The sequence below is a fragment of the Jiangella gansuensis DSM 44835 genome (assembly GCF_000515395.1).
Taxonomy (GTDB): domain Bacteria; phylum Actinomycetota; class Actinomycetes; order Jiangellales; family Jiangellaceae; genus Jiangella; species Jiangella gansuensis.
The window spans coordinates 980,209-1,005,782 of sequence record NZ_KI911782.1 but is presented as its reverse complement, the minus strand read 5'-3'; the positions used below and the strand labels follow the sequence as shown (position 1 = coordinate 1,005,782).

24 protein-coding genes are annotated in these 25,574 nt (G+C 71.7%); 7 read left to right on the top strand and 17 right to left on the bottom strand.

Features of this window, described 5'->3' with window-relative positions; genetic code table 11:
* Positions 1 to 64: 64 nt before the first annotated feature.
* The 5 genes from JIAGA_RS0105040 to JIAGA_RS0105020 form a co-directional block, all read right to left on the bottom strand.
* A complete protein-coding gene (locus tag JIAGA_RS0105040) occupies positions 65 to 934 on the bottom strand; it encodes a bifunctional methylenetetrahydrofolate dehydrogenase/methenyltetrahydrofolate cyclohydrolase (protein WP_026874826.1) in 870 nt (289 codons plus the stop codon).
* Between the two features lie 24 nt (positions 935 to 958).
* A complete protein-coding gene (locus JIAGA_RS34890; RefSeq protein WP_169738820.1) occupies positions 959 to 1,135 on the bottom strand; it encodes a DUF5302 domain-containing protein in 177 nt (58 codons plus the stop codon).
* A gap of 155 nt (positions 1,136 to 1,290) precedes the next feature.
* Complete coding sequence (gene purH, locus JIAGA_RS0105030) at positions 1,291 to 2,853, bottom strand: bifunctional phosphoribosylaminoimidazolecarboxamide formyltransferase/IMP cyclohydrolase (RefSeq protein WP_026874825.1); 1,563 nt, start codon at positions 2,851 to 2,853, stop codon at positions 1,291 to 1,293.
* Positions 2,850 to 3,452 carry a phosphoribosylglycinamide formyltransferase gene (purN, locus tag JIAGA_RS0105025; RefSeq protein WP_035812110.1) on the bottom strand — a complete coding sequence of 201 codons (603 nt, stop codon included), beginning with the start codon at positions 3,450 to 3,452 and terminating at the stop codon, positions 2,850 to 2,852. Before purN ends, purH begins: the two co-directional genes overlap by 4 nt.
* A gap of 205 nt (positions 3,453 to 3,657) precedes the next feature.
* Positions 3,658 to 5,061, bottom strand: a complete 1,404-nt coding sequence (locus tag JIAGA_RS0105020; protein WP_026874823.1) for a cell division protein PerM — start codon at positions 5,059 to 5,061, stop codon at positions 3,658 to 3,660.
* A gap of 187 nt (positions 5,062 to 5,248) precedes the next feature.
* Between JIAGA_RS0105020 and JIAGA_RS32770 the strand changes: the two genes are divergently transcribed.
* From JIAGA_RS32770 to kynU, 4 genes are read left to right on the top strand one after another with little or no spacing between them, the layout of a single operon-like run.
* The gene (locus JIAGA_RS32770; protein ID WP_026874822.1) at positions 5,249 to 6,697 is read left to right on the top strand and encodes a hypothetical protein; all 1,449 of its coding nucleotides are present in this window, start codon (positions 5,249 to 5,251) and stop codon (positions 6,695 to 6,697) included.
* 5 nt (positions 6,698 to 6,702) lie between these two features.
* On the top strand, positions 6,703 to 7,209 hold the full coding sequence (locus JIAGA_RS0105010) for an RNA polymerase sigma factor (protein WP_035812108.1): 507 nt from the start codon (positions 6,703 to 6,705) through the stop codon (positions 7,207 to 7,209).
* On the top strand, positions 7,206 to 8,714 hold the full coding sequence (locus JIAGA_RS0105005; protein WP_026874820.1) for a hypothetical protein: 1,509 nt from the start codon (positions 7,206 to 7,208) through the stop codon (positions 8,712 to 8,714). The genes JIAGA_RS0105010 and JIAGA_RS0105005 overlap by 4 nt, the downstream gene beginning before the upstream one ends.
* 29 nt (positions 8,715 to 8,743) lie before the next feature.
* On the top strand, positions 8,744 to 9,979 hold the full coding sequence (gene kynU, locus JIAGA_RS0105000; protein ID WP_035812106.1) for a kynureninase: 1,236 nt from the start codon (positions 8,744 to 8,746) through the stop codon (positions 9,977 to 9,979).
* Between the two features lie 15 nt (positions 9,980 to 9,994).
* On the opposite strand, the gene JIAGA_RS0104995 is transcribed toward kynU, so the two are convergent.
* Both JIAGA_RS0104995 and JIAGA_RS35175 read right to left on the bottom strand, forming a co-directional pair.
* Positions 9,995 to 10,582, bottom strand: coding sequence for a dihydrofolate reductase family protein (locus JIAGA_RS0104995; RefSeq protein WP_026874818.1), 588 nt, complete (start codon positions 10,580 to 10,582; stop codon positions 9,995 to 9,997).
* Between the two features lie 61 nt (positions 10,583 to 10,643).
* Complete coding sequence (locus JIAGA_RS35175) at positions 10,644 to 11,201, bottom strand: hypothetical protein (protein WP_211239514.1); 558 nt, start codon at positions 11,199 to 11,201, stop codon at positions 10,644 to 10,646.
* A 39-nt stretch (positions 11,202 to 11,240) separates the two neighbouring features.
* Here JIAGA_RS35175 and JIAGA_RS36440 point away from each other — a divergent pair, with 39 nt between their 5' ends.
* A complete protein-coding gene (locus tag JIAGA_RS36440; RefSeq protein WP_211239513.1) occupies positions 11,241 to 11,696 on the top strand; it encodes a hypothetical protein in 456 nt (151 codons plus the stop codon).
* Between the two features lie 65 nt (positions 11,697 to 11,761).
* On the opposite strand, the gene sucD is transcribed toward JIAGA_RS36440, so the two are convergent.
* The 4 genes from sucD to JIAGA_RS0104970 form a co-directional block, all read right to left on the bottom strand.
* On the bottom strand, positions 11,762 to 12,661 hold the full coding sequence (gene sucD, locus JIAGA_RS0104985; protein WP_026874817.1) for a succinate--CoA ligase subunit alpha: 900 nt from the start codon (positions 12,659 to 12,661) through the stop codon (positions 11,762 to 11,764).
* 14 nt (positions 12,662 to 12,675) lie between these two features.
* A complete protein-coding gene (gene sucC / locus JIAGA_RS0104980) occupies positions 12,676 to 13,863 on the bottom strand; it encodes an ADP-forming succinate--CoA ligase subunit beta (RefSeq protein ID WP_026874816.1) in 1,188 nt (395 codons plus the stop codon).
* 120 nt (positions 13,864 to 13,983) lie between these two features.
* The gene (locus JIAGA_RS0104975) at positions 13,984 to 17,310 is read right to left on the bottom strand and encodes a phosphodiester glycosidase family protein (protein WP_211239512.1); all 3,327 of its coding nucleotides are present in this window, start codon (positions 17,308 to 17,310) and stop codon (positions 13,984 to 13,986) included.
* Positions 17,311 to 17,563: 253 nt separating this feature from the next.
* The gene (locus tag JIAGA_RS0104970) at positions 17,564 to 17,977 is read right to left on the bottom strand and encodes a cobalamin B12-binding domain-containing protein (RefSeq protein WP_026874814.1); all 414 of its coding nucleotides are present in this window, start codon (positions 17,975 to 17,977) and stop codon (positions 17,564 to 17,566) included.
* Positions 17,978 to 18,516: 539 nt separating this feature from the next.
* Here JIAGA_RS0104970 and JIAGA_RS27605 point away from each other — a divergent pair.
* Complete coding sequence (locus tag JIAGA_RS27605; protein WP_211239511.1) at positions 18,517 to 19,191, top strand: M23 family metallopeptidase; 675 nt, start codon at positions 18,517 to 18,519, stop codon at positions 19,189 to 19,191.
* A 156-nt stretch (positions 19,192 to 19,347) separates the two neighbouring features.
* On the opposite strand, the gene JIAGA_RS0104960 is transcribed toward JIAGA_RS27605, so the two are convergent.
* Both JIAGA_RS0104960 and JIAGA_RS0104955 read right to left on the bottom strand, forming a co-directional pair.
* Positions 19,348 to 21,099, bottom strand: coding sequence for an ABC-F family ATP-binding cassette domain-containing protein (locus JIAGA_RS0104960; RefSeq protein WP_026874813.1), 1,752 nt, complete (start codon positions 21,097 to 21,099; stop codon positions 19,348 to 19,350).
* 15 nt (positions 21,100 to 21,114) lie between these two features.
* Positions 21,115 to 21,330, bottom strand: coding sequence for a hypothetical protein (locus JIAGA_RS0104955; RefSeq protein WP_026874812.1), 216 nt, complete (start codon positions 21,328 to 21,330; stop codon positions 21,115 to 21,117).
* 59 nt (positions 21,331 to 21,389) lie between these two features.
* Between JIAGA_RS0104955 and JIAGA_RS0104950 the strand changes: the two genes are divergently transcribed.
* Entirely contained in the window at positions 21,390 to 21,848 is a 459-nt protein-coding gene (locus JIAGA_RS0104950; RefSeq protein ID WP_026874811.1) for a MarR family winged helix-turn-helix transcriptional regulator, read from the top strand.
* A 46-nt stretch (positions 21,849 to 21,894) separates the two neighbouring features.
* Here the strand turns inward: JIAGA_RS0104950 and JIAGA_RS27600 are convergent, their stop codons facing one another.
* The 4 genes from JIAGA_RS27600 to JIAGA_RS0104930 form a co-directional block, all read right to left on the bottom strand.
* Positions 21,895 to 22,359, bottom strand: coding sequence for a cytidine/deoxycytidylate deaminase family protein (locus tag JIAGA_RS27600; RefSeq protein ID WP_051425737.1), 465 nt, complete (start codon positions 22,357 to 22,359; stop codon positions 21,895 to 21,897).
* Positions 22,360 to 22,499: 140 nt separating this feature from the next.
* Entirely contained in the window at positions 22,500 to 23,414 is a 915-nt protein-coding gene (locus JIAGA_RS0104940; RefSeq protein WP_026874810.1) for a 4-(cytidine 5'-diphospho)-2-C-methyl-D-erythritol kinase, read from the bottom strand.
* A 27-nt stretch (positions 23,415 to 23,441) separates the two neighbouring features.
* Positions 23,442 to 24,314 carry a 16S rRNA (adenine(1518)-N(6)/adenine(1519)-N(6))-dimethyltransferase RsmA gene (rsmA, locus tag JIAGA_RS0104935; protein ID WP_026874809.1) on the bottom strand — a complete coding sequence of 291 codons (873 nt, stop codon included), beginning with the start codon at positions 24,312 to 24,314 and terminating at the stop codon, positions 23,442 to 23,444.
* A gap of 39 nt (positions 24,315 to 24,353) precedes the next feature.
* On the bottom strand, positions 24,354 to 25,499 hold the full coding sequence (locus tag JIAGA_RS0104930) for a resuscitation-promoting factor (RefSeq protein ID WP_035812104.1): 1,146 nt from the start codon (positions 25,497 to 25,499) through the stop codon (positions 24,354 to 24,356).
* Positions 25,500 to 25,574 lie beyond the last annotated feature (75 nt).

Sequence of the window (25,574 nt, the reverse complement as noted above, 5' to 3'; positions counted from 1 at the left end):
CCTCCTTCTCGAAGAGCGAGCCGGCGTCACCCTACCGAGTCGCTGCACCCGCGCGGGGTGCGGTTCACTCCGTTGTCGACGCCTCCGCCGCCTCGACGACGTTGGCCAGCAGCATCGCCCGGGTCATCGGCCCGATGCCGCCGGGCATCGGGGCCAGGTGACCGGCGACCTCACGCACGTCGGGTGCGACGTCGCCGGTGTAGCGGCCCTTGCCGTCCGGGCCCACGACGCGGGTGATGCCGACGTCGAGCACGGCAGCCCCGGGCTTGATCATGTCGGCCGTGATGAGCCCCGGCACCCCGGCCGCGGCGATGACGATGTCGGCCCGCCGCAGCTTCTCGGCGAGGTCACGGGTACCGGTGTGGCAGATGGTGACCGTGGCGTTCTCACTGCGTCGCGAGAACAACAGGGCCATCGGCCGGCCGGCGGTGACGCCCCGCCCGACGATCACCAGCTCGGCGCCGTCGATCGGGACGTCGTAGCGGCGCAGCAGCTCGAGGCAGCCGCGCGGTGTGCACGGCAACGGCGCGGGCTGCATGAGCACGAGCCGGCCGAGGTTCTGTGGGTGCAGCCCGTCGGCGTCCTTGGCCGGGTCGATGGCCGACAGGACGCCGTCGTCGTCCAGGCCCTTCGGCAGCGGCAGCTGCACGATGAAGCCATGACAGGCGGGGTCGCGGTTGAGCTGGGCGATCGCGGCTTCGACCTCGGCCTGGGTGGCCGTGGCCGGCAGTTCGACCTGGAGAGACTCGATGCCGACCTCGGCACAGTCGCGGTGCTTGCCCGCGACATAGGCATGGCTGCCGGGGTCGTCACCGACCAGGACGGTGCCCAGCCCCGGCACGACGCCGCGGTCGGCCAATGCCTTGACGCGGCCCGTGAGCTCGGAGCGGATGCTGGCTGCGGTGGACTTGCCGTCGAGAATCGTCGCGCTCACGATGGCGATTCTCGCATGGATCGATCAGCCGCTCTTGCGCCGGAACATGCGTTGGGTCTTGGCCGCGTCCTCGTGCGTGGGACCGGTGCCCGCGGCGTCGTCGTGCGGGTGCTCGTGGTCGGCGGACTTCTTACGCTCCAGGGCCTCGCGGAACTTGGCCTTGAGGTCGTCATTGCCGCCGGACTTCTTGGCTTCTGCCATGGTCACACTCTAGCCTGTCCGGTCCCATGATCATCCGCGATCCGGTGTGCCACCAGGCGTTCTCCCGCTTCACCAGGCAAGCATTCCTGGTGAAGCGGGAGCAGCCATGCTCGACGTGATCATTTCCGAGCCGGGCGAGGGCGTCGGTGAAGGCGTCAGTGGAAGAAGTGCCGAGTGCCGGTGAAGTACATCGTCACACCCGCCTCGCGGGCCGCGGCCACGACTTCCTCGTCGCGCACCGAACCACCCGGCTGGACCACGGCTCGCACCCCGGCCTCGACCAGCACCTGCAGCCCGTCCGGGAACGGGAAGAACGCATCCGACGCGGCCACCGACCCGGCCGCCCGCTCGCCCGCGCGCGAGACAGCCAGCCGGGCGGAGTCCACCCGGTTGACCTGGCCCATGCCGACGCCGACCGCGGCGCCGCCGGCGGCCAGCAGGATCGCGTTGCTCTTCACCGACCGCACCGCGCGCCAGGCGAAGGCGAGGTCGGCCAGGGTGGCGTCATCGGCGGGATCACCGGTCGCCAGGGTCCACGACTCGGGGTCGTCGCCGGCCGCGTCCACCCGGTCCACCTGCTGCATGAGCAGGCCACCGGAGATCGAGCGGGTCTCGACCGGCCGCTGGTCGGCCTCGGGCAGCCGCAGCAGGCGCACGTTCTTCTTCAGCGTCAGCACCTCGAGGGCGCCGGGCTCGAAGTCCGGCGCCACGATGACCTCGGTGAAGACCTTCGCGATCTGCTGCGCGGCCTCCGCGGTGATCGACCGGTTCGCCGCGATGACGCCGCCGAAGGCCGACACCGGGTCGGTGGCGTGCGCGCGCCGGTGCGCCTCGGCGATGTCCGCGCCGACGGCGATGCCGCACGGGTTGGCGTGCTTGATGATGGCGACGGCCGGCTCGGTGAAGTCGTGGGCGGAGCGCCAGGCGGCATCGGCGTCGACGTAGTTGTTGTACGACATCTCCTTGCCGTGCAACTGCTCAGCGCCGGCCAGTCCGGCCGCACCGTGCCCGGTGCGGTAGAGCGCCGCGGCCTGGTGCGGGTTCTCGCCGTATCGCAGCACGGCGCCGCGCTCCCAGGTGCCGCCGAGCCACTCCGGGAAGACCGAGCCGTCGGCCGGCGGCGCGACGACACTGCCCAGCCAGGACGCCACGTGGACGTCGTAGGTGGCGGTGTGGGTGAACGCCTGCAACGCCAGCCGCTGCCGCTCGGCCAGCGTGAACCCGCCCGCGGCCACGGCCGCCAGCACGTCGCCGTAGCGTGCTGGATCGACGACGACGGCCACGTTGGCGTGGTTCTTCGCCGCGCCACGGACCATGGACGGACCGCCGATGTCGATCTGCTCGACGACCTCGTCCGGACCGGCGCCGGACGCGACCGTCTGCGCAAACGGGTACAGGTTGCTGACCAGCAGCTCGAACGGTTCGATCCCCAGCTCACCCAGTTGCGTGCGGTGCGAGTCGAGCCGCACGTCGGCCAGCAGGCCGGCGTGGACGTTCGGGTGCAGCGTCTTGACCCGGCCGTCGAGGCACTCCGGGAACCCGGTGAGGTCCTCGACCTTGGTCACCTCGACCCCGGCCGCGGCGATCCGCTGCGCGGTCGACCCCGTCGACACGATGGCGACGCCGGCCGCGGCCAGCCCCCGGACCAGCTCTTCCAGGCCGGTCTTGTCGTAGACGCTGATGAGCGCCCGCCGGATCGGCGTACGTGCCTCGCTCACGGAATGCTGACCTTTCTCTCGGTGATGGTCCAGCCGTCGCGGGCCAACCGCCCGACGTACTCGACCAACTGGGCGCGCTCAGCGGCCTTGATGCGCTCGGTGAGCGTCTCCTCGGTGTCGCCGTCCTCTACTGGGACGGCGACCTGGGCGACGATGGGACCGGTGTCGACGCCCTCGTCGACGAAGAACAGCGTCGCGCCGGTGATCTTGACGCCGTAGGCCAGGGCGTCGCGCGGGCCGTGGATGCCCGGGAACGACGGCAGCAGCGCATTGTGGGTGTTGAGGTAGCGGTCGCCGAACCGGGCGAGGAAGGCCGGGCCGACCAGCTTGAGGAAACCGGCCGACACGACGAGGTCGGGTTCGTGTTCGGCGGTGCGTTCGGCGAGGGCGCGGTCCCAGTCGGCGCGCTCGGGATAGTCCTTGACCCGCTCGACGAAGGACGGCACACCCGCTTCGGCGGCGATGTCCAGGGCCCGGATGCCGTCCCGGTCGGCGCCGACGGCCACCACCGCGGCTCCGTACGACTCGTCGGCGCAGGCCTCGAGCAGGGCGGCGAGATTGCTGCCCGTCCCCGACACCAGCACCACGATCCGGCACATCCGTCCCGGCCGCTCAGGCACCGTCAAACTCCTCGATCGTCGTCACCGCTCCGGACGCGCGGGAGGCGGCGTGGCGACAATACCTCGGCGCCGTCCCCCGCACGTTGCCCGCGTCGGCGCACCATCCGCCCCACTCTCGTTGATCTTGGAGCAATCGCGGATTCGCCGCCCGGAATGTCCGATGGATTCCGCGGAAACTCCAAGATCAACGGGGGCTGGGTGGGGGCGGGGGTTGGCCGGGGTCGGCCTCCGGGGCCGTTTCGGGGGGCCCACCGGGCTCGGGGTCCGGGTCTCCGGTGGGGGCTGGGTCCAGGGCGGTTTCGGGCTCGGGATCCCCGCCGAGGGCGGTTTCGGGCTCGGGATCCCCGCCGAGGTCACGTTCGGGGACGGGGTCGCCGTCCGGGGCGGGCTCGGCTTCGGGGTCCTGGGCGGGGGCGACGCGGCGCAGGCGGAGCACGACCACGACGAGCGCGGCCGGCACGCTGATGAAGGCCAGCGTCGCGGCGGCCATCTCCCACGGCACCGGGCCGATCTGGGTGAGCCGCTCAGCACCGGCCGAGCCGCCGGAGAGCAGCGCCAGCACCGCCATCGCCACCGCCGCGACCGCCCCGGCGCCGCCGGTCACGCCCACCGCGGGCCACAGGTCGTCGTCGTCCATCCACCGGTGCACCACCAGGCCGGTGACCGCTCCGGCGAGCAGGGGACCGGCCACGACCAGCCAGGCGACCGCACCGGGCAGGTCGGCGGGCAGTGCGCCCAGGGCCGGCACCGCGGGCACCAGGCCGAGTGTGACACCGTCGGGCGCCACGGACGTCCCGGTGCCGACGGCGAAGCCGGGCCCGAGCGCGAACGCGGTGCTCCAGACGATGGCGTTGGGCACGATGGCCGCGCAGGCCAGGGCCAGGACGGTGCCGCCGAGCAGCCCGGCGTCCAGCGCCGAGGCCAGCGCGCCGACCCGGTCGGTGTTGAGCACCGCACTCAGCGCCGTCAACCCCGCGCCGACGACGATCAGCCCGGCCACCGCCGCGACGGCACCGGCCACGCCGGCGCGTGCGTACCGCGGCAGCCGCACCAGCGAGCCCATCAGCAGGCCGGATTCGTGCGCGGTGCCGAGGGTCACCGCGGCGCCGGACCACCCGGCGGCCCAGAGCACCGCCGCCAGCGGCAGGACGGTCAGGTCGGGCGTGGTGGCGAACCCGGCGACCGCGCCGGCGCCCAGCCCGTAGACGAGCGTGGCCGGAACGACGACGGTGACCGCGCCGCGCGTCGTCGCCACCCCGGCCGAGTGGGCGGCCCACCGCGCGCAGCGGTGCAGCAGCAAGAGGATGACGAGCGTCAGCCCGAGCGGCGCGAAGGTGATGTCGGCGCCGCCGGCGTCGAGTCCGACGCGGTGCGCGGACAGCCAGAGCCGGGCGCCCAGGCGTAGCGGGTCGCCCAGCGGCGCCACCGCGCCCTCGCCGATCCACACCGCGACCCCGGGCAACACGCAGATGGCCAGGCCCGCCACCAGAGCCCAGGCGGCCGCCACGATGGCCGCCAGCCACGGGACCCGAGACCCCCACGCCGGTTCGTCACGGCGCAGCAGCGGTCGGGTCAGCAGGTCGGCCACGCCTCCATGGTCACCAGAAGTTCCGCCGCATCCGTGGTCACCACGCCGACAAGCCGCTGATCAGGCCGCATTTTCCGGGCCGGAATACGGGGAATGGACCGCGTTCACCGTTTCGTCGTGCAACCGTAGGCGGCGCTGGCGGGTCCTGTCTGGTGTAGCCCATGACGTCGTCATCACGGAGGTAGGTGTGGCTGACAGCCTCGACGACGGGCTGGCCCGGCGCCTCGCCAGGCTGGAATCCGATCTCACCGGGGTCACGCTCCCGGGGGCCGTAGCCGCGCGCCACCGGGCCGCTCAGCGCACCCGGCACCAGGTCACCAGCGGGGTACTCGCGGGGGTCGCGGTCATCGCGGCCGGTGTGCTCGCCATCAGCACCCCGGAGTTCACCGCGAGCCCGCAACCGGCGCCGCCTGCCTCCGACGGTGCGACCCCGACGGCCACGCCGACCGCACCGGCCACCCCGACGGACGAGCCCACCACCCCGCCCACGGCGCCGCCGGCCGATCCGGACCCGTCGGGCCAGGAAGAACCCGACACCGACGCCCGCACGGAACTGACCGTCCCGCCCGGCGCGCTCCTCGTCCTGGACGACGTCGTCGGTGACAGCGGCGTCGACTGGGCGGATCTGCCGCCCGAGGACGGCTGGCTCCCCTGCGTCCCGGTGTTCCCGGCGACGGCGGCGGTCGCGAGCTTCGGCATCGGCGACAGCGCCCGGTTCGACCACGTCGTCGAACCCACCGAGCCCGGAGCGGCGGACGACCGGCTGGGCGCGATCCGCGACGAGATCACCGCCTGCGCGCAGGGCGACGACCAACACGACCTGATCCAGGTGTGGGAGCTGGCCGGGGTGGGCGACGAGGCCTACTTGCTGGTCTGGCGGGGGCCGCCGCTGACGGCGGAGACGCAGACCTACGTCACCGCCGGCCTGGCCCGCTCCGGCGACTATGTCAGCGCCATCTTCCACGGCGGCGAGGGCCAGGACTACAACGGCGTGCCCGAACCGGACCGGACCGTACGCGCTGTTCAAAGGCTCTGCGACGCCCTCGGCACCGACTGCCCCACCACCCCGGAGCAACACCGGCTCTACCCCGAGCCGGAGGGTGACGTCGACGGCTGGCTGACCATCGACGACATCGCCGAGATCGGGCTGGCCGACATCACCGAGGGCGGCGAGGTCAGTGACAACACCGACGAGTACGGGTGGCAGGAATACGGTCACGTCGGACTGCCCCGCGACCCGCTCGCCGATGGCGCCGAATCCCTGGAACACCGCGGCTACGCTGATCCGATGGAGCCGGGTGGTGCCAGCCTGGACGAGCTGCGGGCGCACTTCCCCGACGCTGCCACCGCCCGCGCCCACTACGAGGCGCTGGTCGCGGCCGCCGACGTGTTCACCCAGCCCGGGGACGTCATCGAGAACACCGGGGCGATCTCCGGCGACGGGTACGAGGGCATGACCTGGCGTTCCGAGAGCGAGTACGGCGTCGTCTCCGTCTATGGCGCGGTACTGCGGGACGACACCGTCGCCGTCGTCTTCCACTTCATCGCCAGCCACAGCGACGGCCTCTCGTACGACGTCACCCCTGAACAGGCCCGCCTGCTGCTCGATCGGGCCGGCCAGAGGCTCGGGGGGTGAGGACGATGGCCGAGACGAACACCGCTGACTTCGACGCTTTCTACAACGCCACCAGCCGCCGCGTCCTGCACCAGATGTACGCCATGACGGGCAACCTCGCCGACGCGCAGGAATGCACCCAGGAGGCGTACGCCCGTGCCTGGCAGCGCTGGAAGACCGTCAGCCAGACCACCAACCCCGAGGCGTGGATCCGCACCGTCGCCTGGCGGATCGCCGCGAGCCGCTGGCGCAAGACGAAGAACGGCTTCACCGCACTGGTCAAGCACGGCGCACCGCAGCACACGCCGTCGCCGGACCCCGACCACGTCGCGCTCGTCACCGCGCTGAGGCAGATCCCGGAGGCGCAGCGGCAGGCGATCGTGATGCACCACCTGGTCGGCATGAGCGTCGACGACATCGCTCACGAGACCGGCACGCCCACCGGCACCATCAAGGCCCGCCTGTCCCGTGGCCGGGCCGCGCTCGCCCAGCTGCTCACCGAGGACGACGTCCCCGCGGGAGGTGCGCCATGACGGACGACTTCGACGAGGTCCTGCAACGCAGGCTCGGCTCCCTCGGCGACGACGTCCCGGCCGCCCCGCTGCCCGGACCGGCCGCCGCTCGCGCCCGCGCCGCCCGCCGCACCCGTCACCAGGTCACCGGCGGGGTGGTCGCCGGCATCGCGGTGGTCGGAGCGGCCGTGTTCGCCATCAACCCACCGGAGCTGACGACGACGCCGGAGCCGGACCCGCCGGTCGCCGCGTCCACGCCGCCGGCGACCGAGGCACCGGCGACGCAGGCCAGTGAGCTCGCGGCGGCACTGCTGACGCCGGAGGACCTCGCCGGCGACACCGGCACCACGTGGGCCGCCACCGCGGCCGGTCCCGAGGTGGCCTGCGACCCGGCCGGCGTCGTGGACACCCTGAGCGCGGTGACCGACCGGGCCGAGGTCGCGTACCGGGCCGACGGCGCCGGCGAGATCCGCCAGGAACTGGTCCGGATCGGCGGCGGCGTCGAGCTGCGGCCGCTCTTCGACGAGGTGGACGGCTGCCTGCCCGACCCCACCAGCGGCGAGCTGCCGCAGGTGGTCGACACGCTGCAGATCGACGGCGTGGGCGACGAGGGCTTCATGCTGCGCTACTACGCCGACCCGGCGGATCCGCAGGCCGACGCCGTCACCGTCGCCCTGACCCGGGTCGAGGACGTCGTCAGCGTCACCACCCGGATCGAGCCCACCGAGAACACCAGCGGCGACATCGACATCGACACCCCCGTCCGCGCCACCGAACGCGTCTGCGACACGCTGTTCGGCGCCGACTGCGTCGGAGACGTCTCCACCGCCGATCTCACCGAGCCCGGCACCGAGCCGGGGGGCGAGCCGACCGGCACCGAAACCGGACCCGGGGACGAACCCACACCCACCACGGACCCCGAGCCGACGGGCGACCCCACCGGTCCCGGCGACCCCACCGAGCCGCCAGGTGACCTGCTCGACCTGGCTGACGATCCCTTCCTCACCGACGCCGACCTCGCCTCCGTTGGCACCTACACCGGGTTCACCCGCAGCTCCGACTACGAGGACCCGGAGCCGCCGGCCGAACGCTGCATCGACGACCTCTCCGCCGCCGGCGCCGACGCCGCACTGGACATGCACTACTTCCAGGAGCTCGGCGAGGGCAGCGTGCAGGAGTACGTGCTGCGGATGCCGGACGCCGACTCGGCGTTCCGGGTGGTCTCCGCGCACACCGTCCGGCCGGAGGTCTGCGGCGAGGTCGGCGAGCAGCGTGAGGAGTCGGTGACCCAGCCGGTCGCCGTCTCTGTCGACGGCGCCGACGACGCCCTCGCGTGGAGCGTGCTGAACTCGCCCACCCCGGACAACCCCGGCTCGGAGCCGTCGTTCACCGGCAACGGCATGGCCCGGGTCGGCAACGTCGTCGTGGTCGTCTCCTTCCGGGCATTCGGCGACCCGTCCGACGGCGACTGGCCCGGTCTCGCGGCCCGACTGCTGGGCACCGCCCTGCAGCGCGCCGTGCGCTGAGGTGCCGGGGCCGTCGTACGCTGCGGCTCATGGACCGCGCACATGCCGAGGCTCTGGACCGCGACGACCCGCTGCGCTCCCTGCTGGAACGGTTCGAACTGCCGGACGGGGTGATCTACCTCGACGGCAACTCGCTGGGTCCGTTGCCGCGCGGTGTCGCCGAGCGGATGAGCCGGCTGGTCGGGCACGAGTGGCGTGACGCCCTCATCACCTCGTGGAACACCCACGGCTGGTACGACCTGCCGGCGACGGTGGGCGCGAAGCTGGAGCCGCTGCTCGGCGCCGCGCCCGGCACCGTCACCGTCGGCGACTCCACCAGCGTTCAGCTGTTCAAGCTGCTCGTGGCCGCGGCCCGGCTGCGGCCCGGACGCAGGGTCGTCGTCACCGAACCGGGCAACTTCCCCACCGACTCCTACGTGGTGGACGGGGTGGCCCGGCTGCTCGGCTTGACGGTGCGCTGGTGGTCCGCCGCGGACTCGCCGGACCTCGCGACCGTGCTCGACGACGACGTCGCGGTGGTGTCGCTGTGCCACGTCGACTACCGGCTCGGACGGATGCACGACGGTCCCGCGGTCACCGCCGCGGTCCACGAGGCCGGTGCCGTCATGCTGTGGGACCTGTGCCACTCCGCCGGCGCGGTGGACGTCGACCTCGCCGGATGGGACGCCGACCTCGCGGTGGGCTGCGGATACAAGTACCTCAACGGCGGGCCGGGCGCGCCGGCCTTCGTCTACGTTGCGCCGCGCTGGCTGGACGCGATCGAGCAGCCGGTCACCGGCTGGTTCGGGCACGCCGACCCGTTCGCGCTGGAGCGCGACTACCGGCCGGCGGCGGGCGTGCGCCGGATGCTCAGCGGCACCACCCCGGTGCTCGGCGTGGCGGCACTGGACGCCGCGCTGGACGCGTTCGCCGGGGTCTCCATGGCCGAGGTGCGGCGCAAATCGCTGGCGCTGACCGACCTGTTCCTGGAGCTCACCGCGGAACGGCTGGCGTCGTACGGCGTGGTGGCGGAAGTGCCGCGGGCGCATGCCGAGCGCGGGTCTCAGGTCTGCCTTCGCCTGCCGGGCGCGTACGGCTTCGTGCAGGCACTGATCGGCCGGCGGGTCATCGGCGACTTCCGCGAGCCGGACCTGGCCCGGTTCGGCTTCGCGCCGCTGTACGTGGGGTTCGCCGACGTGTACGACGCGGTCTCGCACATGGTCGAGGTCCTGGCCGGCCGGGAGCACGAGCGCCCCGAGAACACCGCCCGAGCTGCGGTGACGTGACCGTGCGTGGCGCCTTTACCGGGCGCGGTCGTACGTCGCGATGATGACGCCGGTCGTGGTCGGCACCGACTTCGCCAGCCGGAACTTGGTCAGCGGGGCGCTCTCGCGGAACAGCCTGGCGCCCTGGCCGAGCACCAGCGGGTGGATCGACAGGACGTACTGGTCGATGAGGTCGTACCGGATCAGCGTCTGGACCAGCTCACCGCTTCCGAGGACGCCGACGTCCCGCTCCTCGCGTTCCTTGAGCGCGGCGACCGCGGCCGGGACGTCCTCGCTGACCAACCTGGAGTTCTGCCACGGCAGCGGCTCGGACAGCGTCGTCGACACGACGTACTTCGTGGCGGCGTTGAGCACCGGGGTGTACGGGTTGTCGTCGGCCTGCTGGCCCCAGTACCCGTGGAAGCTCTCGTACGTGCGGCGGCCGAACAGCAACGGCCCGCCCACGGACATGCCCTCGCTCATCTCGGCGAGGGCGACATCGTCGCTGTAGGGCGCGGCCCATCCGCCGTGCGCGAAGCCGCCGCGAGTGTCCTCCTCCGGGGCGCCGGGCGCCTGCATGACGCCGTCCAGACTCACGTTCTCGATCACGACGAGCTTGCTCATGGTGCTCCTCCTCCTGAGGTTCATACCTCTTAGCCATGATCATCAACGGCTGGACGTGCCATCATGCGACCAACCGTTGATGATCAACGAACGCGGTGCAGTCCCGACCGCATGGTCGCGGCGAACCCTCCCAGCCTCGAGCCGCGAGCACACGCGCCTGTTCTGCCGCCACCTCGCACGGCGTGCCGAAGACGTCGGCATGGCCGTACCGAAGCGTCGCCCTGCCGTCCACCGTGGCACGATTGTCACGATGCCGGTCCCGGAACCGGCCTTCGTCGGCGTGCCCCACGCGCCCGTCCAGCTCGATCCGGATTGCGAACTCGTCGTGGTCGACATCCACCCAGATGACGCGTCCGCCGGCCACCCGCCGCTGACGGCGGGCGGTCGGCAGGCCGTGCGCACGCTCAACGGCGCGGAGGTGGCGGAGTTCGAGCGGTGACTGTGCGCCCGCGGCGACATCGCTCAGCATGCTTTCGAGCATGGGCCGCCAGCGGATCTTCTTGCGCCGGCCGAGCGCGTCGGCGAGACGTTCCGGCGTGGTGCGCCGACGCTGGCAGGCCGCGGTGACCCATGTCTCGACCTCCCGCGGGCGCGTGGTGGCATCCACGAGGTCGAGCACGGTGTCCTCGACACGTGTCCGCGGCGGGGAGAGGGTGGGGTGTCGGGAACGGTCGAGTCGGTGCGCGTAGTGGATGCGGGCGCCGTCGATCCGGCTTCGGACATGCCGATCCGCCGGAAGAGTGAGGTGGATCAGGGGCCCTGGTTCGTCGCAGAGTCCATCGAGGTACGCGGCCGTACAGTGGCTCGCGACGGCGCCGCGGCCGGCGCGCAGGATCGCCGCCCACACCTGCGCCTCGAACGACAGCGGGCCGGTGAATGTCGCGTACACCCGACGGTGCACCCGCCGCCAGTGTCCGCGCCGCAGCAGCCAGGCGATCCGGCCCTTGCTCAGGCCACAAGCACGCGCCTGGTCGAAGCTGACCAGCCCGCACTGGGTGACACGCAGTTCCTCGAGGCCGGCCGGCAGGTCCATGTAGCCGAGCGTGGCGCCGCCGAGCTGCCGACGCCAGAGGGTGGCGACGATCTGTGGACAACTTCCAGCCGTTCCCCATGATCATCAACGGGTGGGCGAGCTATCACGCCACCAGTCGTTGATGATCATGGGGACGGCCGGGCCAGTCAGAGCTGCTGGTAGATCTCGCGCAGCAGCCGGGCGGTCTCGCTGGGGGTCTTGCCGACGCGGACCCCGGCGGCCTCGAGGGCCTCCTTCTTGGCCTGCGCGGTGCCGGACGAGCCGGAGACGATGGCGCCGGCGTGGCCCATGGTCTTGCCCTCCGGCGCGGTGAACCCGGCGACGTAGCCGACCACCGGCTTGGTGACGTGCTCCTTGATGTACGCGGCCGCCCGCTCCTCGGCATCGCCGCCGATCTCGCCGATCATGACGATCGCCTTGGTGTCCGGGTCGGCCTCGAACGCCTCGAGCGCGTCGATGTGCGTGGTGCCGATGACCGGGTCGCCGCCGATGCCGACGGCGGTGGAGAAGCCGATGTCACGCAGCTCGTACATCATCTGGTAAGTCAGCGTGCCGGACTTGCTGACCAGGCCGATCGGGCCGGCGCCGGTGATGTCGGCCGGGATGATGCCGGCGTTGGACTTGCCGGGGCTGATGACGCCGGGGCAGTTCGGCCCGACGATGCGGGTCTTGTTGCCCTTCGACGACGCGTAGGCCCAGAACTCCGCGGTGTCGTGCACCGGGATGCCCTCGGTGATGACGACCAGCAGTTCGATGCCCGCGTCGACCGCCTCGATCACGGCGTCCTTGGTGAACTTCGGCGGCACGAACGCCACCGACACGTTCGCGCCGGTCTTGTCCATCGCCTCCGCGACCGTGCCGTAGACGGTGAGCACGGCGTCCGGCGCGAACTCGGTGAAGTCCAGCTCCTGGCCGGCCTTCCGGGCGTTGACGCCGCCGACGATCTTGGCACCGGCCTTCAGCATCCGCTGCGTGTGCTTGGTGCCCTCGGCGCCGGTGATGCCCTGGACGATGATCTTGCTGTTCTCGTCGAGGAAGATTGCCATGGTTGCCGTCGCCCCTACTTCGCTGCCGCGAGCTCGGCCGCGCGTCGCGCGGCACCATCCATCGTGTCGACCTGCTCGATCAGCCCGTCCGGCGCCTTCGCGGCGAACTCGGACAGGATGCGGCGGCCTTCCTCGGCGTTGTTGCCGTCCAAGCGAACGACCAGCGGTTTTGTGACCTGGTCGCCACGGCTCTCCAGCAGGTCGAACGCGTGAACGATGCCGTTGGCGACGGCGTCGCAGGCGGTGATGCCGCCGAAGACATTGACGAAGACGCTCTTGACCTCGTCGTCGGAGAGGATGATCTCCAGGCCGTTGGCCATCACCTCGGCCGACGCGCCGCCGCCGATGTCGAGGAAGTTGGCCGGCTTGACACCGCCCACCTCCTCGCCCGCGTAGGCGACGACGTCCAGCGTCGACATGACCAGGCCGGCGCCGTTGCCGATGATGCCGACCTCGCCGGACAGCTTGACGTAGTTGAGGTTCTTCTCCTTGGCGCGCGCCTCGAGCGGGTCCGCCGCAGCCTTGTCCTCGAACGCGGCGTGGTCGTCGTGGCGGAACTCGGCGTTCTCGTCCAGGCTGACCTTGCCGTCGAGCGCGACGACCCTGCCGTCCGGCGTCTTCACCAGCGGGTTGACCTCGACGAGGGTTGCGTCCTCGCTGATGAACGCCGTCCACAGCGTCTGCAGGACCTCGACGACCTGGTCGCGGACGTCGGCACCGAACCCGGCGGCGTCGGCGATCTCGGCCGCCTTCGCCGCGTCGACACCGGCGAGCGGGTCGACGGCGATGCGAGCCAGGGCCTCCGGCCGCTCGACCGCCAGCTGCTCGATCTCGACGCCGCCCTCGACACTGGCCATGGCCAGGTAGGTGCGGTTGGCGCGGTCGAGCAGGAAGGAGACGTAGTACTCCTCGGCGATGTCGCTGGCCTGGGTGACGAGCACCCGATGGACCGTGTGGCCCTTGATGTCCATGCCGAGGATGGCCCCGGCCTTCTCGGCTGCCTCGTCGGGGTTCTCGGCCAGCTTCACGCCGCCGGCCTTGCCACGGCCGCCGATCTTCACCTGCGCCTTGACGACGACCTGGCCACCGATCGCCGCGGCGGCCTGCTTGGCCTCGTCAGCGGTGTCTACCACGGTCCCCGGCAGTACCGGGACTCCGTGCTTGGCGAAGAGCTCCTTCGCCTGGTACTCCATCAGGTCCACGCGAATCCATCCTTCGGTCTCGGTCCGTGCGCAGCCTATCCCCCTCGCACTTCTGGAGACCTATCCACCCTTCAAGCCGGTCCGAAGGGTGGATAAGTCTCCAGAAGTGGAGTGGGGTCGTCAGTTGACGCTGACCGAGCGCGACGCTGTCTCGCCGTTCACCGTGACGGTGACGGTGACGGTCCCGGCCCGCAGGCCCTCGATCGTCCCGGCCGCCGGGTCCACCGCGACGACGGCGTCGCGCGGTGCGTCCGCCGCGGCGCCGACGTGGACGCCGTCGCCACCCCACTGCGCCGTCACCGGCCACTGGACGGGGACGGTGCGCGCATCGTCCTGGACGACGGAGGCGGCCACCTGGCCGGTCGCGCGGACACCCAGCTCGGCGGGGGCCTCCAGCGCGATCGTGTCGACCCGGGCGAGCACCTCGGCCCGCAGCCAGGCGTCGTCGTTCCCCCGGTCGCCGCGGGACGGTTCGACGCCGAGCATCGTCCAGCCGGTGAAGCCGCCGTTGTCCGGCGTGCTGGCCGGGCCCTTGCCGGAGTTGCCGTTCACGAGGAACGGGACCCCGTCGACGGAGCTGGCGTCGAACACGCCGGCGTGGGCTCCCACGAACGCCGCCGACTTGCCGCTGGCGGCCTCGAAGTCGGCCAGCCACGTCTCGAGCATGGCGGCCTCGCGCCGGTCGGCGAGCTGGCTGTTCGCCGTCGGGAGCGGGTCGTTCGGCGGGTGGTGGGCGAAGACCAGCACGCCGGTGATCTCCGGGTCCTCAGCAGCCTCGTCAAGACCGGCACGCAACGCGGCGATCTGCTCGAACCCGCCGCCGCGCAGCGTCCCGAACGCCGAGTTCAGGGTGATGATCCGGGTGGTGCCGCCGGCGGCCTCGACGTCGACGGTGTGCTGGGTGGGGCCGAACTCGGCGATGAAGTTGCCGATCGGGCCGCCCTGCACCTCGTGGTTGCCCGGCACGTAGTACCAGGGGAAGTCGGCGTCCGCGAGTTCCTCGTCGAGCACCCGGCGGGCGAGGTCGAAGTCGATGGGCGCGGCCTCGTCCACCAGGTCGCCGTTGATGACCAGGACGTCCGGATCGGCGGCGACGATCTCCTGGAGCGTGCGGCGGGCCGCGGCGACGATGTCGCTGTCCGGGGCGCGGCCGACGAACTGCGAGTCGCTCATGACGGCGACCCGCTGGGTGGCGCCGTCGACCGTCCCGTTCGTGACGATGACCGGGTCCTCGAACCGCTCGGTGACGGGCAGCTCGACGTCCGGCGCCACCTCGACGCTGATGTCGCTGAACGATGTCTGCCCGTGATAGCTGCGCGCCCCGGACGCCTCGACGGCGTAGACGTCGCGCAGGCGCAGCGGGTACTCGGTGCCCGCCGGGACCGGGAAGGTGAGCTGCCGCCAGCCGGTGAACGTGGTGTAGCCGCCGTTCAGGGTGAGCAGCGTGCCGTTCGGGTCGTAGACGCGCATCCGGATCCAGGTGCCCTGGCCGTCGCCCTCGACCCACGCCTTGATGGCCTGCGGCTGGCCCGGCAGCTCGAACTGCGCCGGCGGGGCGGCGTAGGCGGCCCGGGTGTTCGGCCCGGTGAAGTCGTAGGTGAGCCGGATGCCGGCGCGGCCGTCCGGGCCGGGGGCCGGCTCGATGGCGCCGGTGGCGCGGGCGAAGCTGATGGTCCAGTCGTCGGCATCGGCGAAGTCGGCGACGGTGGTCTCCTCCAGGCCGATCGTGACGGCGACGCTGGTCTCGACGCCGGCAGCTTCGAGGGTCACCAGCGCCGAGCCGCTGTCCGTGAGCGGCCGCACGCTGAACCCGTCGCCGTCGGGCACGAACTCCACCACGCCGTCGTCGCCGGTGACCGTCACGTCGCCGGGTTCGACCGGCGCCCGGTAGCCGTCGATGTCGTAACCGGTCAGTTCGATCCGGCCGGTGTCGTCGGCACCGGCAAGCGGGACCAGCGTGGCGGTCGGCTCGAGCCGCCGCAGGTCGCCGAGGACGGTGATGGCAAGCTCGCCGTCGGCGCCGCGCAGGCTGGCCTCGATGTCGGCGTCGCCGGGCCGGACCCCGGTGACGACGGCTTCGGTTGCGGTGGTGCCGCGGGTCACGCTGGCGACGCGGCGATCCGAGCTCAGCCAGCGCGGCCGGGCGGCCACCGGCGCGAACGTCTCGTCGTGGCCGAGGGCCTGGACGGTGCGGGTCAGCCCGGGGAAAACCCGATCGGCACCGTCGGCAGCGACCCCGGTGGAGCCGGCGGTGAGGCGGAAGCCGTCCAGCTCACCGGAGCCCTCGGCCGCGAACAGCGCCAGACCGTTGGCCACCGACCGCTCGCTGCCGTCGGAAGGGCTGTTCACGACGCTGCGCTCGTCCGTGCCGGGATCGCGGACCACCAGGGTGGACGAACCGCCGCCGTCGATGTTCAGCGCGTCGTGGGCACCCAGGTCGAGCATGATTTCGGCGGTCTCGCCGAGCGTGGTGCCGCGCGAGTGCGCCTGCTTGCCGTCGATGGACACCAGATACATGGTGCGGCCGTCCTCGGACAGCCCGATCGCCGAGCGCGCGGCCGGCTCGGTGTCGGTGAACGGGCGCTGCACGCCGTCCTCGACCAGCATGTGGTTACCGCCGACGGCCACCGCCACCTCGCCCAGGTCGGAGCGAGGGGCGTACGTGACGTCCACGGTGTCGCCGGGCTCGAGCCGCAGCAGGGCGGCCGCCCCGGAATCCCGGCCGACCAGGACGATCGTGTCGGCGGGGATCGGCCCGGAGCCAGGGGTGGTGCCGGTGGCGGTCACCACGCCGTCGACGACGGTGACCTCCGCCGTGGCCGCCGCGGACCCGACGCTGTTGGCGCGGGTGTACTCGCCCCACGCGGACGTGAAGACGCCGATGCCGTCCGCCGGAAGCCGGAACGTGTTGACCCCGGCCAGCCGCAGCGTTTCGCCGTCACCGGTCACCGCCGTGCCCTCCAGGAACACCTGCGCGAGCTGCACGGCGCCGTCGTTCGCGACCGCGAGGGCGTTCTCGTGCCCGGCGGTCGGCGCGGTGACCATGCCCTCGTCGCGGCTGACGCCAGCACCCAGCGGTGCATTGGAGTTGTTGATGTCGTAGAAGTCGCCGTTGATGGCAGCGGTGGCGCCGCTGGCCTCGGCGAGCGACCGCACGGTGGCGGTGCGGGTGACCTGGCCGGAGTACTGGTAGTCGAGCGTCACTCCCGCGTCGAGGTCGACCTCCAGCACCGAGCCGGCGTTCCAGCCGCCGTCCTCGAGCCGGGAGAACGTGGTGAGCTCCATCCCGGGCGCGATGGTGAGCTGGTCGGTGTCGACCAGGACCGATTCGCCCGGGCGGAACAGGTCGTCGGGTTCGACCGCGCCGGCCGGTGGGGCGGTGAGCAACGCCGCGGTGAGCACGGCGGCGACGGCGGCGGGGACCACGTGGACGCGTCGATTCAACACGGGGCCACCTCATCGGGGTCGGACGACCCAGGATGGAGCGCCGGGCCGCATACCGGTGAATTTCCGGCAAACCTTACCGACTCACGACAGAAACCCGATACCCCCGTGAACAATTTTCATCGAAATGATCACGTTCGGCATGGGTGCACCCGCTCCACCACCCATGCATGCCTGGTGGAGCGAACACAGCCCTAGGGTGCGCGACAGACGCCGGCCGCGGCGGACGGACGGCGGGCGCGGACGGCGCCGGGAGCTACGAGGCCTGGGCGCGGTCGCGCAGGGAGTGCACCCAGGTGACGATGTCCTGGGTCGACGCCCCCGGCGTGAAGACCTTCGCCACTCCCATCTCGGTGAGCAGCGGGATGTCGGCGTCCGGAATGATGCCGCCGCCGAACACGACGATGTCGGACGCGTCCCGTTCGGCCAGGAGCTCGAGCACGCGCTTGAACAGTGTCATGTGGGCGCCGGAGAGGATGGACAGGCCGACGGCATCGGCATCCTCCTGGATGGCCGCTTCGACGACCTGCTCCGGAGTCTGGTGCAGACCGGTGTAGATGACCTCGACCCCGGCATCGCGCAGCGCCCGCGCCACGACCTTGGCGCCACGATCGTGACCATCGAGGCCGGGCTTGGCCACCACCACACGGAGTGGACGACCTTCTGCCATGACTACCTCCAGGAGCGGCACTGTTCCTACGGCTGACTGCACAGTAACTCGGCGCACGATCACACGTCGCCACGACGGAGGGCAGCGACGACGACGGCCCGTCGCACTGAGTGACATCGGGCATTTCACCCGCAATACGAACTATCCACCTGCGGACCGCCCGCTACCACGCCGTGAACGACAGGCGAACGACCGCCACACCGGCCATCCGGACGATGGGCGGCCGCCACCCGGATGAGAACAGACGAATGTGATGCAGATCACATGTCACAGAGCGTCACTGTGCGTGATCATGCCCAAGCGATCACCAGAGCACCGTCCGCCGAGGTCACGGCCAGATCACGAGGTCAGCGCGCCCGTTTCCGTCGTCACGCACCGTGATCACCGGGTGAAACACCACCCCGGAGGCGTTTGGCACCACCCCTAGGGGAGGGCTATGGTCCTGCGAGTCCACATCCCCGGCGAAAGGTCCTGGCGTGTCGCAACGCTCCGGCAGCGGGCGTCACCGTAGCCGCCGCAGACACGTCAGTGTCCCATCGGTGGTCGGTTCCGTAGCTGTGGCAGCAGCGGCCTCCGGCGCGTTGGCCATGCCACACGCGGCCGGTTCGCCGACCGACCCCGAGGACCTCAGCGCCATCGCCCAGCGGCCGCAGGGGCAGGTCAGCAGCAACGGGGGCGGCGCCCTCGACACGCTGGCCGCAGCCGAGCAGTCGCTGACCGCGTCGGCCACCGAGACCGCGCAGCAGGCGCACACACAGCTCGTCGAGCAGCAGCGCGCCGAGGCCGCCGCCGAAGCGGCCCGCGCCGAGCGCGAATCCAAGCGCTGGCTGGCCCCGGTTTCCGACTACCGCATCACCGCAGGCTTCGGCGCCGGCGGCTCCATGTGGAGCAACCGCCACACCGGCCTCGACTTCGCCGCACCGTCCGGCACCGAGGTCCGCGCCATCTCCTCCGGCGAGATCATCTTCGCCGAGTACGACGGCCCGTATGGCAACAAGATCGCCGTCCGGCACTGGGACGGCACTGTCGTCTGGTACTGCCACCTCTCCCGTTTCGTCCTGCGCTCCGGCGAGGTCGCCCCCGGTGAGGTCATCGGCCGGGTCGGCTCCACCGGCAACTCGACCGGCCCGCACCTGCACCTCGAGGTCCGCCCCAACGACGGCGACCCGGTCAACCCGCGCGCCTGGCTCGAGGAGCACGGCGTCGGGGTCTGACCCGCCGTCCAGCTTCCTCGCTTCTCCCACATCACCTAGGGCACTACCCGCCACGGGTTCGTCCATGCGCGCCGAGACGTGATTCGCCGGTGACGACGTCCGGCGGCCGCCCCGCTCCTGACCCAGCCGGCGGCTGGCCGCCCATCGTGGCCGCCGCTAGCCGACCTCGTCGGCGAGCTCCAGCCAGCGCGACTCCAGCGCCTCCCGCTCGCCGTGCACCCCGCGGAGCGCGGTGTCGAGCTCCAGCACCTTCTCATGGTCCGTGGCGTTCTCGGCGATCCGGGTGTGGAGGTCCTTTTCGCGCCGTTCGAGCTTGTCGAGCTCGCGTTCGATGCGGGCGATCTCCTTCCGGGCCGCCCGGGTGTCACCGGCACGCTCCCGTGCCGCCGACGTCATCGGGGCGGCCTCCGCCTGGGCGCGACGCAGCTCCAGGTACTGGTCGACGCCGCGCGGCAGCTGGACGACCTGCCCGTCACCGAGCAGCGCCCAGACGGCGTCGGTGACCCGCTCCAGGAACCACCGGTCATGACTCACGACGACCAAGGAGCCGGGCCAGCCGTCCAGGACGTCCTCGAGGACGGTGAGCGTCTCGACGTCGAGGTCGTTGGTCGGCTCGTCCAGCAGCAGCACGTTCGGCTCGCCCATGAGCAGCCGGAGCAGTTGCAGCCGCCGGCGCTCGCCACCGGAAAGGTCGCCGACCTGCGTCCACTGGCGCTGTCCGGCGAACCCGAACCGTTCGAGCATCTGGCCGGCCGTGACGGTGTCACCGCCGCCGAGGTGGATCTCGCCGCGGACCTCCTCGATGGACTGGAGGACCCGCTGACTCGGGTCGAGGCCGGTGACCTCCTGCTCGAGGTGGGCGACGGCGACCGTGCGGCCGACCTTGACCCGACCTTGGTCCGGTTCGATCTCGCCGCCGAGCAACCGCAGCAGCGTCGTCTTCCCGGCGCCGTTGACGCCGACGATGCCGGCCCGGTCGCCCGGACCGAGGCGCCAGGTGATGTTGTCGAGCAGAGTGCGCCCGCCGAGCGACACGGTGACGTCCTCGGCGTCGAACACGCTCTTGCCCAAGCGGGTGGTGGCCATCCGCGCCAGCTCGTACCGGTCGCGGGGCGGCGGCTCGTTCTCGATCAGCGCGTTGGCGGCGGAGATGCGGAACTTCGGCTTCGAGGTGCGGGCCGGCGGGCCGCGCCGCAACCAGGCCAGCTCCTTGCGCAGCAGGTTCTGCCGCCGCGCCTCGTCGGCCGCGGCGAGCCGGACGCGCTCGGCCCGGGCCAGCACGTAGGCCGCGTAACCGCCCTCGTAGGTGTGCACGGCGCCGTCGGCGACCTCCCACGTGGTGGTGGCGACGGTGTCGAGCAGCCAGCGGTCGTGGGTCACCATGACCAGGGACGTACCACCGGCGGCGAGGTGCTGCGAGAGCCAGTCGATCGCCTCGACGTCGAGGTGGTTGGTGGGCTCGTCGAGCAGGACGAGGTCGTGGTCGCCGATCAGCAGCCGGGCCAGCGCCACCCGCCGGCGCTCACCGCCGGACAGCGGGCCGATCGGGGCGTCCATGGACATGCCCGGCACCAGATGCGCCAGGATCTCCCGGATGCGCGCGTCGCCGGCCCATTCGTGCGTGGGGCGGTCGCCGACGACGCTCTGCCCGACAGTGGCGGACGGGTCGAGCTCGTCGCTCTGACCGAGCCGCGCCACCCGGAGCCCGCCGGCGTGGCTCACCCGGCCGGAGTCGGGGTCTTCCAGGCCGCCGAGGACGCGCAGGAGCGTCGACTTGCCACTGCCGTTGCGTCCGACGACGCCGATGCGGTCCCCCTCGGCCACCCCTAGCGATACGCCGTCGAGAACGTGTCGAGTGCCGTAGGCCAGTGAGGCCGTCTCGAGGTTGATGAGGTTACGGGGCGCCATGTCGGCACCAGTTTCTCACGCCGGGCAGTAGTGCCTGTTCTTGCCGCCCACCCGCTCGCGGCGATGCAGGGACATGGGCTGGTGGCACTGCGGGCATATGGTGTCGCGGGTCGCGCGCGACGCCGGCGGCTCGTCCGGCGAACCGACGTCCGCCGGGCCCAGGAGCGGCATGAGCGCCTCGGTGAGCCGGCCGTACCAGGGCAGCTTGCCTCGGTCTCGCCGTCTGCTCATAGCCCCATCGTATGCTAATCATTAGCGCACTAATCAATAGCGCTCGATAGAGTGTGAGCATGACGACAGAGGTCGACCTCGGCGACGACCCGCTCGCCCTGGACCGGCAGGTCTGCTTCGCCCTCGCGGTCGCGGCGCGCAGCGTCATCGGCCTTTACCGCCCCATGCTCGAACCCATGGGCCTCACCCACCCGCAGTACCTGGTGATGCTGGCACTCTGGGAGCACGAGCCCCGCTCGGTGAAGGACCTGAGCACCACCCTGCAGCTGGAATCGGCGACGCTGTCGCCGCTGCTCAAGCGGCTGGAAGCGGCGCGCTACATCTCCCGCCGGCGCAGCGCCGACGACGAGCGCCTACTCGTCGTCGAGCTGACCGACACCGGCCGGGCGCTACGCGCGGAAGCGGAGAAGATCCCGCATCGCGTCGTCGAGCGGCTTGGCATGCCGGTCGCGGAGCTCGAGGCCCTGCACGCGGCCCTCACCCGCGTCATCGGCGCCGCCGACGCGAACCGACCTTGATCATGGCGGCCTTCGTGTCGCCTGAGCAGTACAAAGGGCGCCATGATCATGGGCCGAACCGCTCGCGGTCGTAGGGCTGCGTACCGCCCTCGATGGTCCATGCCGTCGCATAGGGCATGAGGTCCTCGATGAGGAGCGCACGGACGCCGTCAGCTGTCGGCACCAGTACACGTACACCGCGGTGATAGTCGAACAGGATCTGCCGGTCCCGGCCGCAGGGCCCGACGACGCCGCGCCCGTAGTTGCCCACAGCGACGATGGTCTCGATGTGCCGAGCACCGTTGGCGCGGGCGGCACCTAGCGCGACCAATTCCGCGCACGGCCCGCCCGTGAAGTGTGCGAGGTTGACGCCGACGTGAATCCGGCCGTCGACGTCACGAGCCGCGGCGCCCATCGTGTGCACGCCGGGGTCGGCGAGGCTTGACGCGTCGGTGTGGGCGTCAATTGTCGACCTGGCGGCTTCGATCAGCTCGCGGTCGGTATCAGTCAGGGTCTGCGGCCCGCTGTTCATCCCCGGACCCAATCACACAGCAACCGTGCGCACCAGCACGCGTCGCCGCGCGCCGTGGTACGCGAAATCGTCCTTGAAACCGGTGCATATCGGGTGCCGGTGTGGTGATTTCGCGTGCCAAGGCGATCAGAACGTCGACGTCATGCGCCCACGGCCGCCGGCCCGACGACGGCGACGGCGTCCGCGCAGGTTCCCGATGCGGCCAGGCCGGACGCCAGGGCCGCGGCAGCGTCCGCGTCGGGAGCCAGGAAGACGCACGTGGGGCCGGAACCGGAGACGATGCCGGCCAGCGCGCCCAGGTCGCGGCCGGCCGCCAGCGTGTCCGCCAGCTGCGGGCGCAGCGACAGGGCCGCTTCCTGGAGGTCGTTGTGGAGCAGCCCGGCCAGCGTCGGCGCGTCGGCGGCCGCGAGGGCGGCCAGCAGCTCATCCGGCACCGTCGGGTCCGGCACCGGCCGGCCGGCACGCAGCTCGTCCAGGCGGCGGTACACGTCCGGTGTGGACAGTTCGCCGTCGGCGACCGCCAGCACCCAGTGCAGGGACCCGCCGACGGGGACAGGACGCAGCCGCTCGCCGCGACCGGTGCCGACCGCCGTCCCGCCGAGAAGCGAGAACGGCACGTCGCTGCCCAGCGAGGCGGCCACCGTCGCCAGCCTGGCATTGGACAGCCGCAGCTGCCACAGCTGGGCACAGGCGAGCAGGGCGCCGGCCGCGTCGGCGCTGCCACCGGCCAGACCGGCAGCCACCGGGATCTCCTTGCGGATGCCGAGACGGACGCCGGAGCGCACCGCCGGACGCCGCACCGCCGGACGGCGCTTCGCCAGGGCGTGTGCCGCCCGCACCGCCAGATTGCTCTGGTCGTCGGGCACGCCGCTGCCGTAGCGGCCGCTCAGGGTGACGCTGACGCCGTCGTCGTCGGCGGCGGAGGCGGTGACCTCGTCGTAGAGCGAGACGGCGTGGAAGACGGTGGCGAGCTCATGAAAGCCGTCGGCGCGTACCGGGCCGACCGCGAGCAGCAGATTGATCTTCGCCGGCATGCGGGCGATCACCTGTAGCACCCAGCTGACGCTACCGGACGAGCCCGCTCAGGAACTGAGCGAGGTGGCTGCCGCGATCCGGGCGAAATCGTCCACGGTGAGCTGCTCGCCGCGGGCCCGCGGATCGACACCGGCGGCTGTCAGCGCGGTCTCCGCGGCCGCCGGGGACCCGGCCCAGCCGCTCAGCGCCGCCCGCAGCGTCTTGCGTCGCTGGGCGAATGCGGCGTCGACGACGGCGAACACGGCGGCCCGGTCGCCGGTGAGGGGCTCCGCGCGGCGCTGCATGAGCACCAGCCCGGAGTCGACGTTGGGCGCCGGCCAGAAGACGTTGCGCCCGACCGCCCCGGCCCCCGAGACCGTCGCGTACCAGGCTGCCTTGACCGACGGCACGCCGTAGGTGCGCGACCCCGGCGGCGCGGCCAGCCGGTCGGCCACCTCCTTCTGCACCATCACCAGCACCCGGGACAGGCTGGGGAACGCCTCCAGCAGGTTCAGCAGGACCGGCACCGAGACGTTGTAGGGAAGGTTGGCCACCAGCGCGGTCGGCGCCGGCCCCGGCAGCGACCGAATCCGCAATGCGTCCGCCTCCACCACCTCGAGGCGTCCGGCCACCGCGGGCGCGTACTGCGACACCGTCGACGGCAGCCGCCCGGCCAGCACCGGGTCGACCTCGACCGCGACCACCCGGCGCACCACCGGCAGCAGTGCCAGGGTCAGCGAGCCGAGGCCGGGGCCGACCTCCACCACGACGTCGTCCGCACCGACCCCGGCCACCCGGACGATGCGGCGCACGGTGTTGGGATCGATGACGAAGTTCTGCCCGAGCGTCTTCGTGGGCCGCAGCTCGAGCTCCGCGGCCAGACGACGAACGTCCGCCGGCCCCAGGAGTCTGGAGCCGGCGGACGTCTCGTCGTCATTCATCGGCACGGGCCGAGCGTACTGCCCGCGCCGCGTCGGCCGTCAGCCGAGCGGCAGGCCCAGCTTGCGGGCGCAGGCCGGCCAGTCTCCGTAACCGCCACGGTTGTCGCGGACCTTCTCGGCGATGCGGATCTGCTCAGCCTTGCTGTTCTCGTGCGGGTACCCGGAGCCACCGAAGGCCCGCCAGGTGCCCAGCGAGAACTGCAGGCCGCCGTAGTAGCCGTTGCCGGTGTTGATGGACCAGTTGCCGCCGGACTCGCACTGTGCCAGCCGGTCCCACACACCGCCGTCGACGTTGTCGTCGCTACCGCCGCCACCGCCACTGTCGCTGTCGTCCTCGGCGGGCGGCGGCGGGGGCTCCTTGGTGCCGATGAGGACGACTTCGTCCACCGGCGCGGCAACGACGGTCTCGGAGAGGACCTTCTCGTTGTGGAGCGTGCCGTCGACGTAGGTCTTCTGCACGACTCGTTCGACCGAGCCGTTCTGACCCTCTGTCGCGACGGACTCCTTGCCGACCTCGAGGGAGTCGTCCTCCTGCTCGGTGGTCTCGAACGGCACCGCCGCGGTGACCGTCTCGGTCTCGACGGTGACCCGCTGGACGGTGACGGTCGCGGCGTCGGCGACCACCGATTCCAGGGTTGGTTCGACCAGGTCGCGATCGCCGAGCGTGATCCCGGCCTCGGTGAGCGCCTCACGCACGGTCAGCGCCGTGGTGGTCACCGGGTTGGAGGCACCGTCGGCCACGACGGTGATCTCCTTCGGGGTTCGGATCTCGAAGTCCAGGCCGCCACGGCCGATGGACTGGGACCGAGCGACGGAGATGTCGGCACCTTCGTGCCGGATGTCCAGGTCGGCCAGCGCCTCGTCGACAGAGAGCGCCGTGGTCCACAGCTGTTGTTCCTCGCCGTCGACCGTGACGGTGATCTGCCGGGCGTACCGGACCGAGATCTCCGTGCCGTCCTCGACGTCGCTGTCCAACGTGGGAATGACCTCGTCGCGCGCACTGAGTTCGATGCCCTGCTCGTCGAGGACGTCCTCGACGTTGCCACTGAAGGTGTGCACGGTCTCGGTCTGGCCGTCAACGGTGAGCGTGACGGCGTTGTCGAGCGTGATGTAGGCGACTCCGCCGCCTACCAGAGCAGCGACGACGGCGGTGTTGATCGCCATCGTCTTCGCGGACAGGCGCACTGTGCTCCTTGGTCGTACCGTCCGGGCACGGGACGGTGGCAGAACCAGCCACCCCAACGCGTCAAGCTACCGTGT

What these genes read in the sequence shown, in the direction of transcription:
- JIAGA_RS34890 (WP_169738820.1), bottom strand. Translation starts at nt 1,135, where the DNA reads ATGGCAGAAGCCAAGAAGTCCGGCGGCAATGACGACCTCAAGGCCAAG.
- kynU (WP_035812106.1), top strand. Translation starts at nt 8,744, where the DNA reads ATGGACCGCGCACATGCCGAGGCTCTGGACCGCGACGACCCGCTGCGC.
- JIAGA_RS0104955 (WP_026874812.1), bottom strand. Translation starts at nt 21,330, where the DNA reads ATGAGCAGACGGCGAGACCGAGGCAAGCTGCCCTGGTACGGCCGGCTC.
- JIAGA_RS0105010 (WP_035812108.1), top strand. Translation starts at nt 6,703, where the DNA reads ATGGCCGAGACGAACACCGCTGACTTCGACGCTTTCTACAACGCCACC.
- JIAGA_RS0104960 (WP_026874813.1), bottom strand. Translation starts at nt 21,099, where the DNA reads ATGGCGCCCCGTAACCTCATCAACCTCGAGACGGCCTCACTGGCCTAC.
- rsmA (WP_026874809.1), bottom strand. Translation starts at nt 24,314, where the DNA reads ATGAATGACGACGAGACGTCCGCCGGCTCCAGACTCCTGGGGCCGGCG.
- JIAGA_RS0104995 (WP_026874818.1), bottom strand. Translation starts at nt 10,582, where the DNA reads ATGAGCAAGCTCGTCGTGATCGAGAACGTGAGTCTGGACGGCGTCATG.
- JIAGA_RS0104970 (WP_026874814.1), bottom strand. Translation starts at nt 17,977, where the DNA reads ATGGCAGAAGGTCGTCCACTCCGTGTGGTGGTGGCCAAGCCCGGCCTC.
- JIAGA_RS0105005 (WP_026874820.1), top strand. Translation starts at nt 7,206, where the DNA reads ATGACGGACGACTTCGACGAGGTCCTGCAACGCAGGCTCGGCTCCCTC.
- sucD (WP_026874817.1), bottom strand. Translation starts at nt 12,661, where the DNA reads ATGGCAATCTTCCTCGACGAGAACAGCAAGATCATCGTCCAGGGCATC.
- JIAGA_RS0104950 (WP_026874811.1), top strand. Translation starts at nt 21,390, where the DNA reads ATGACGACAGAGGTCGACCTCGGCGACGACCCGCTCGCCCTGGACCGG.
- JIAGA_RS27600 (WP_051425737.1), bottom strand. Translation starts at nt 22,359, where the DNA reads ATGAACAGCGGGCCGCAGACCCTGACTGATACCGACCGCGAGCTGATC.
- purN (WP_035812110.1), bottom strand. Translation starts at nt 3,452, where the DNA reads ATGTGCCGGATCGTGGTGCTGGTGTCGGGGACGGGCAGCAATCTCGCC.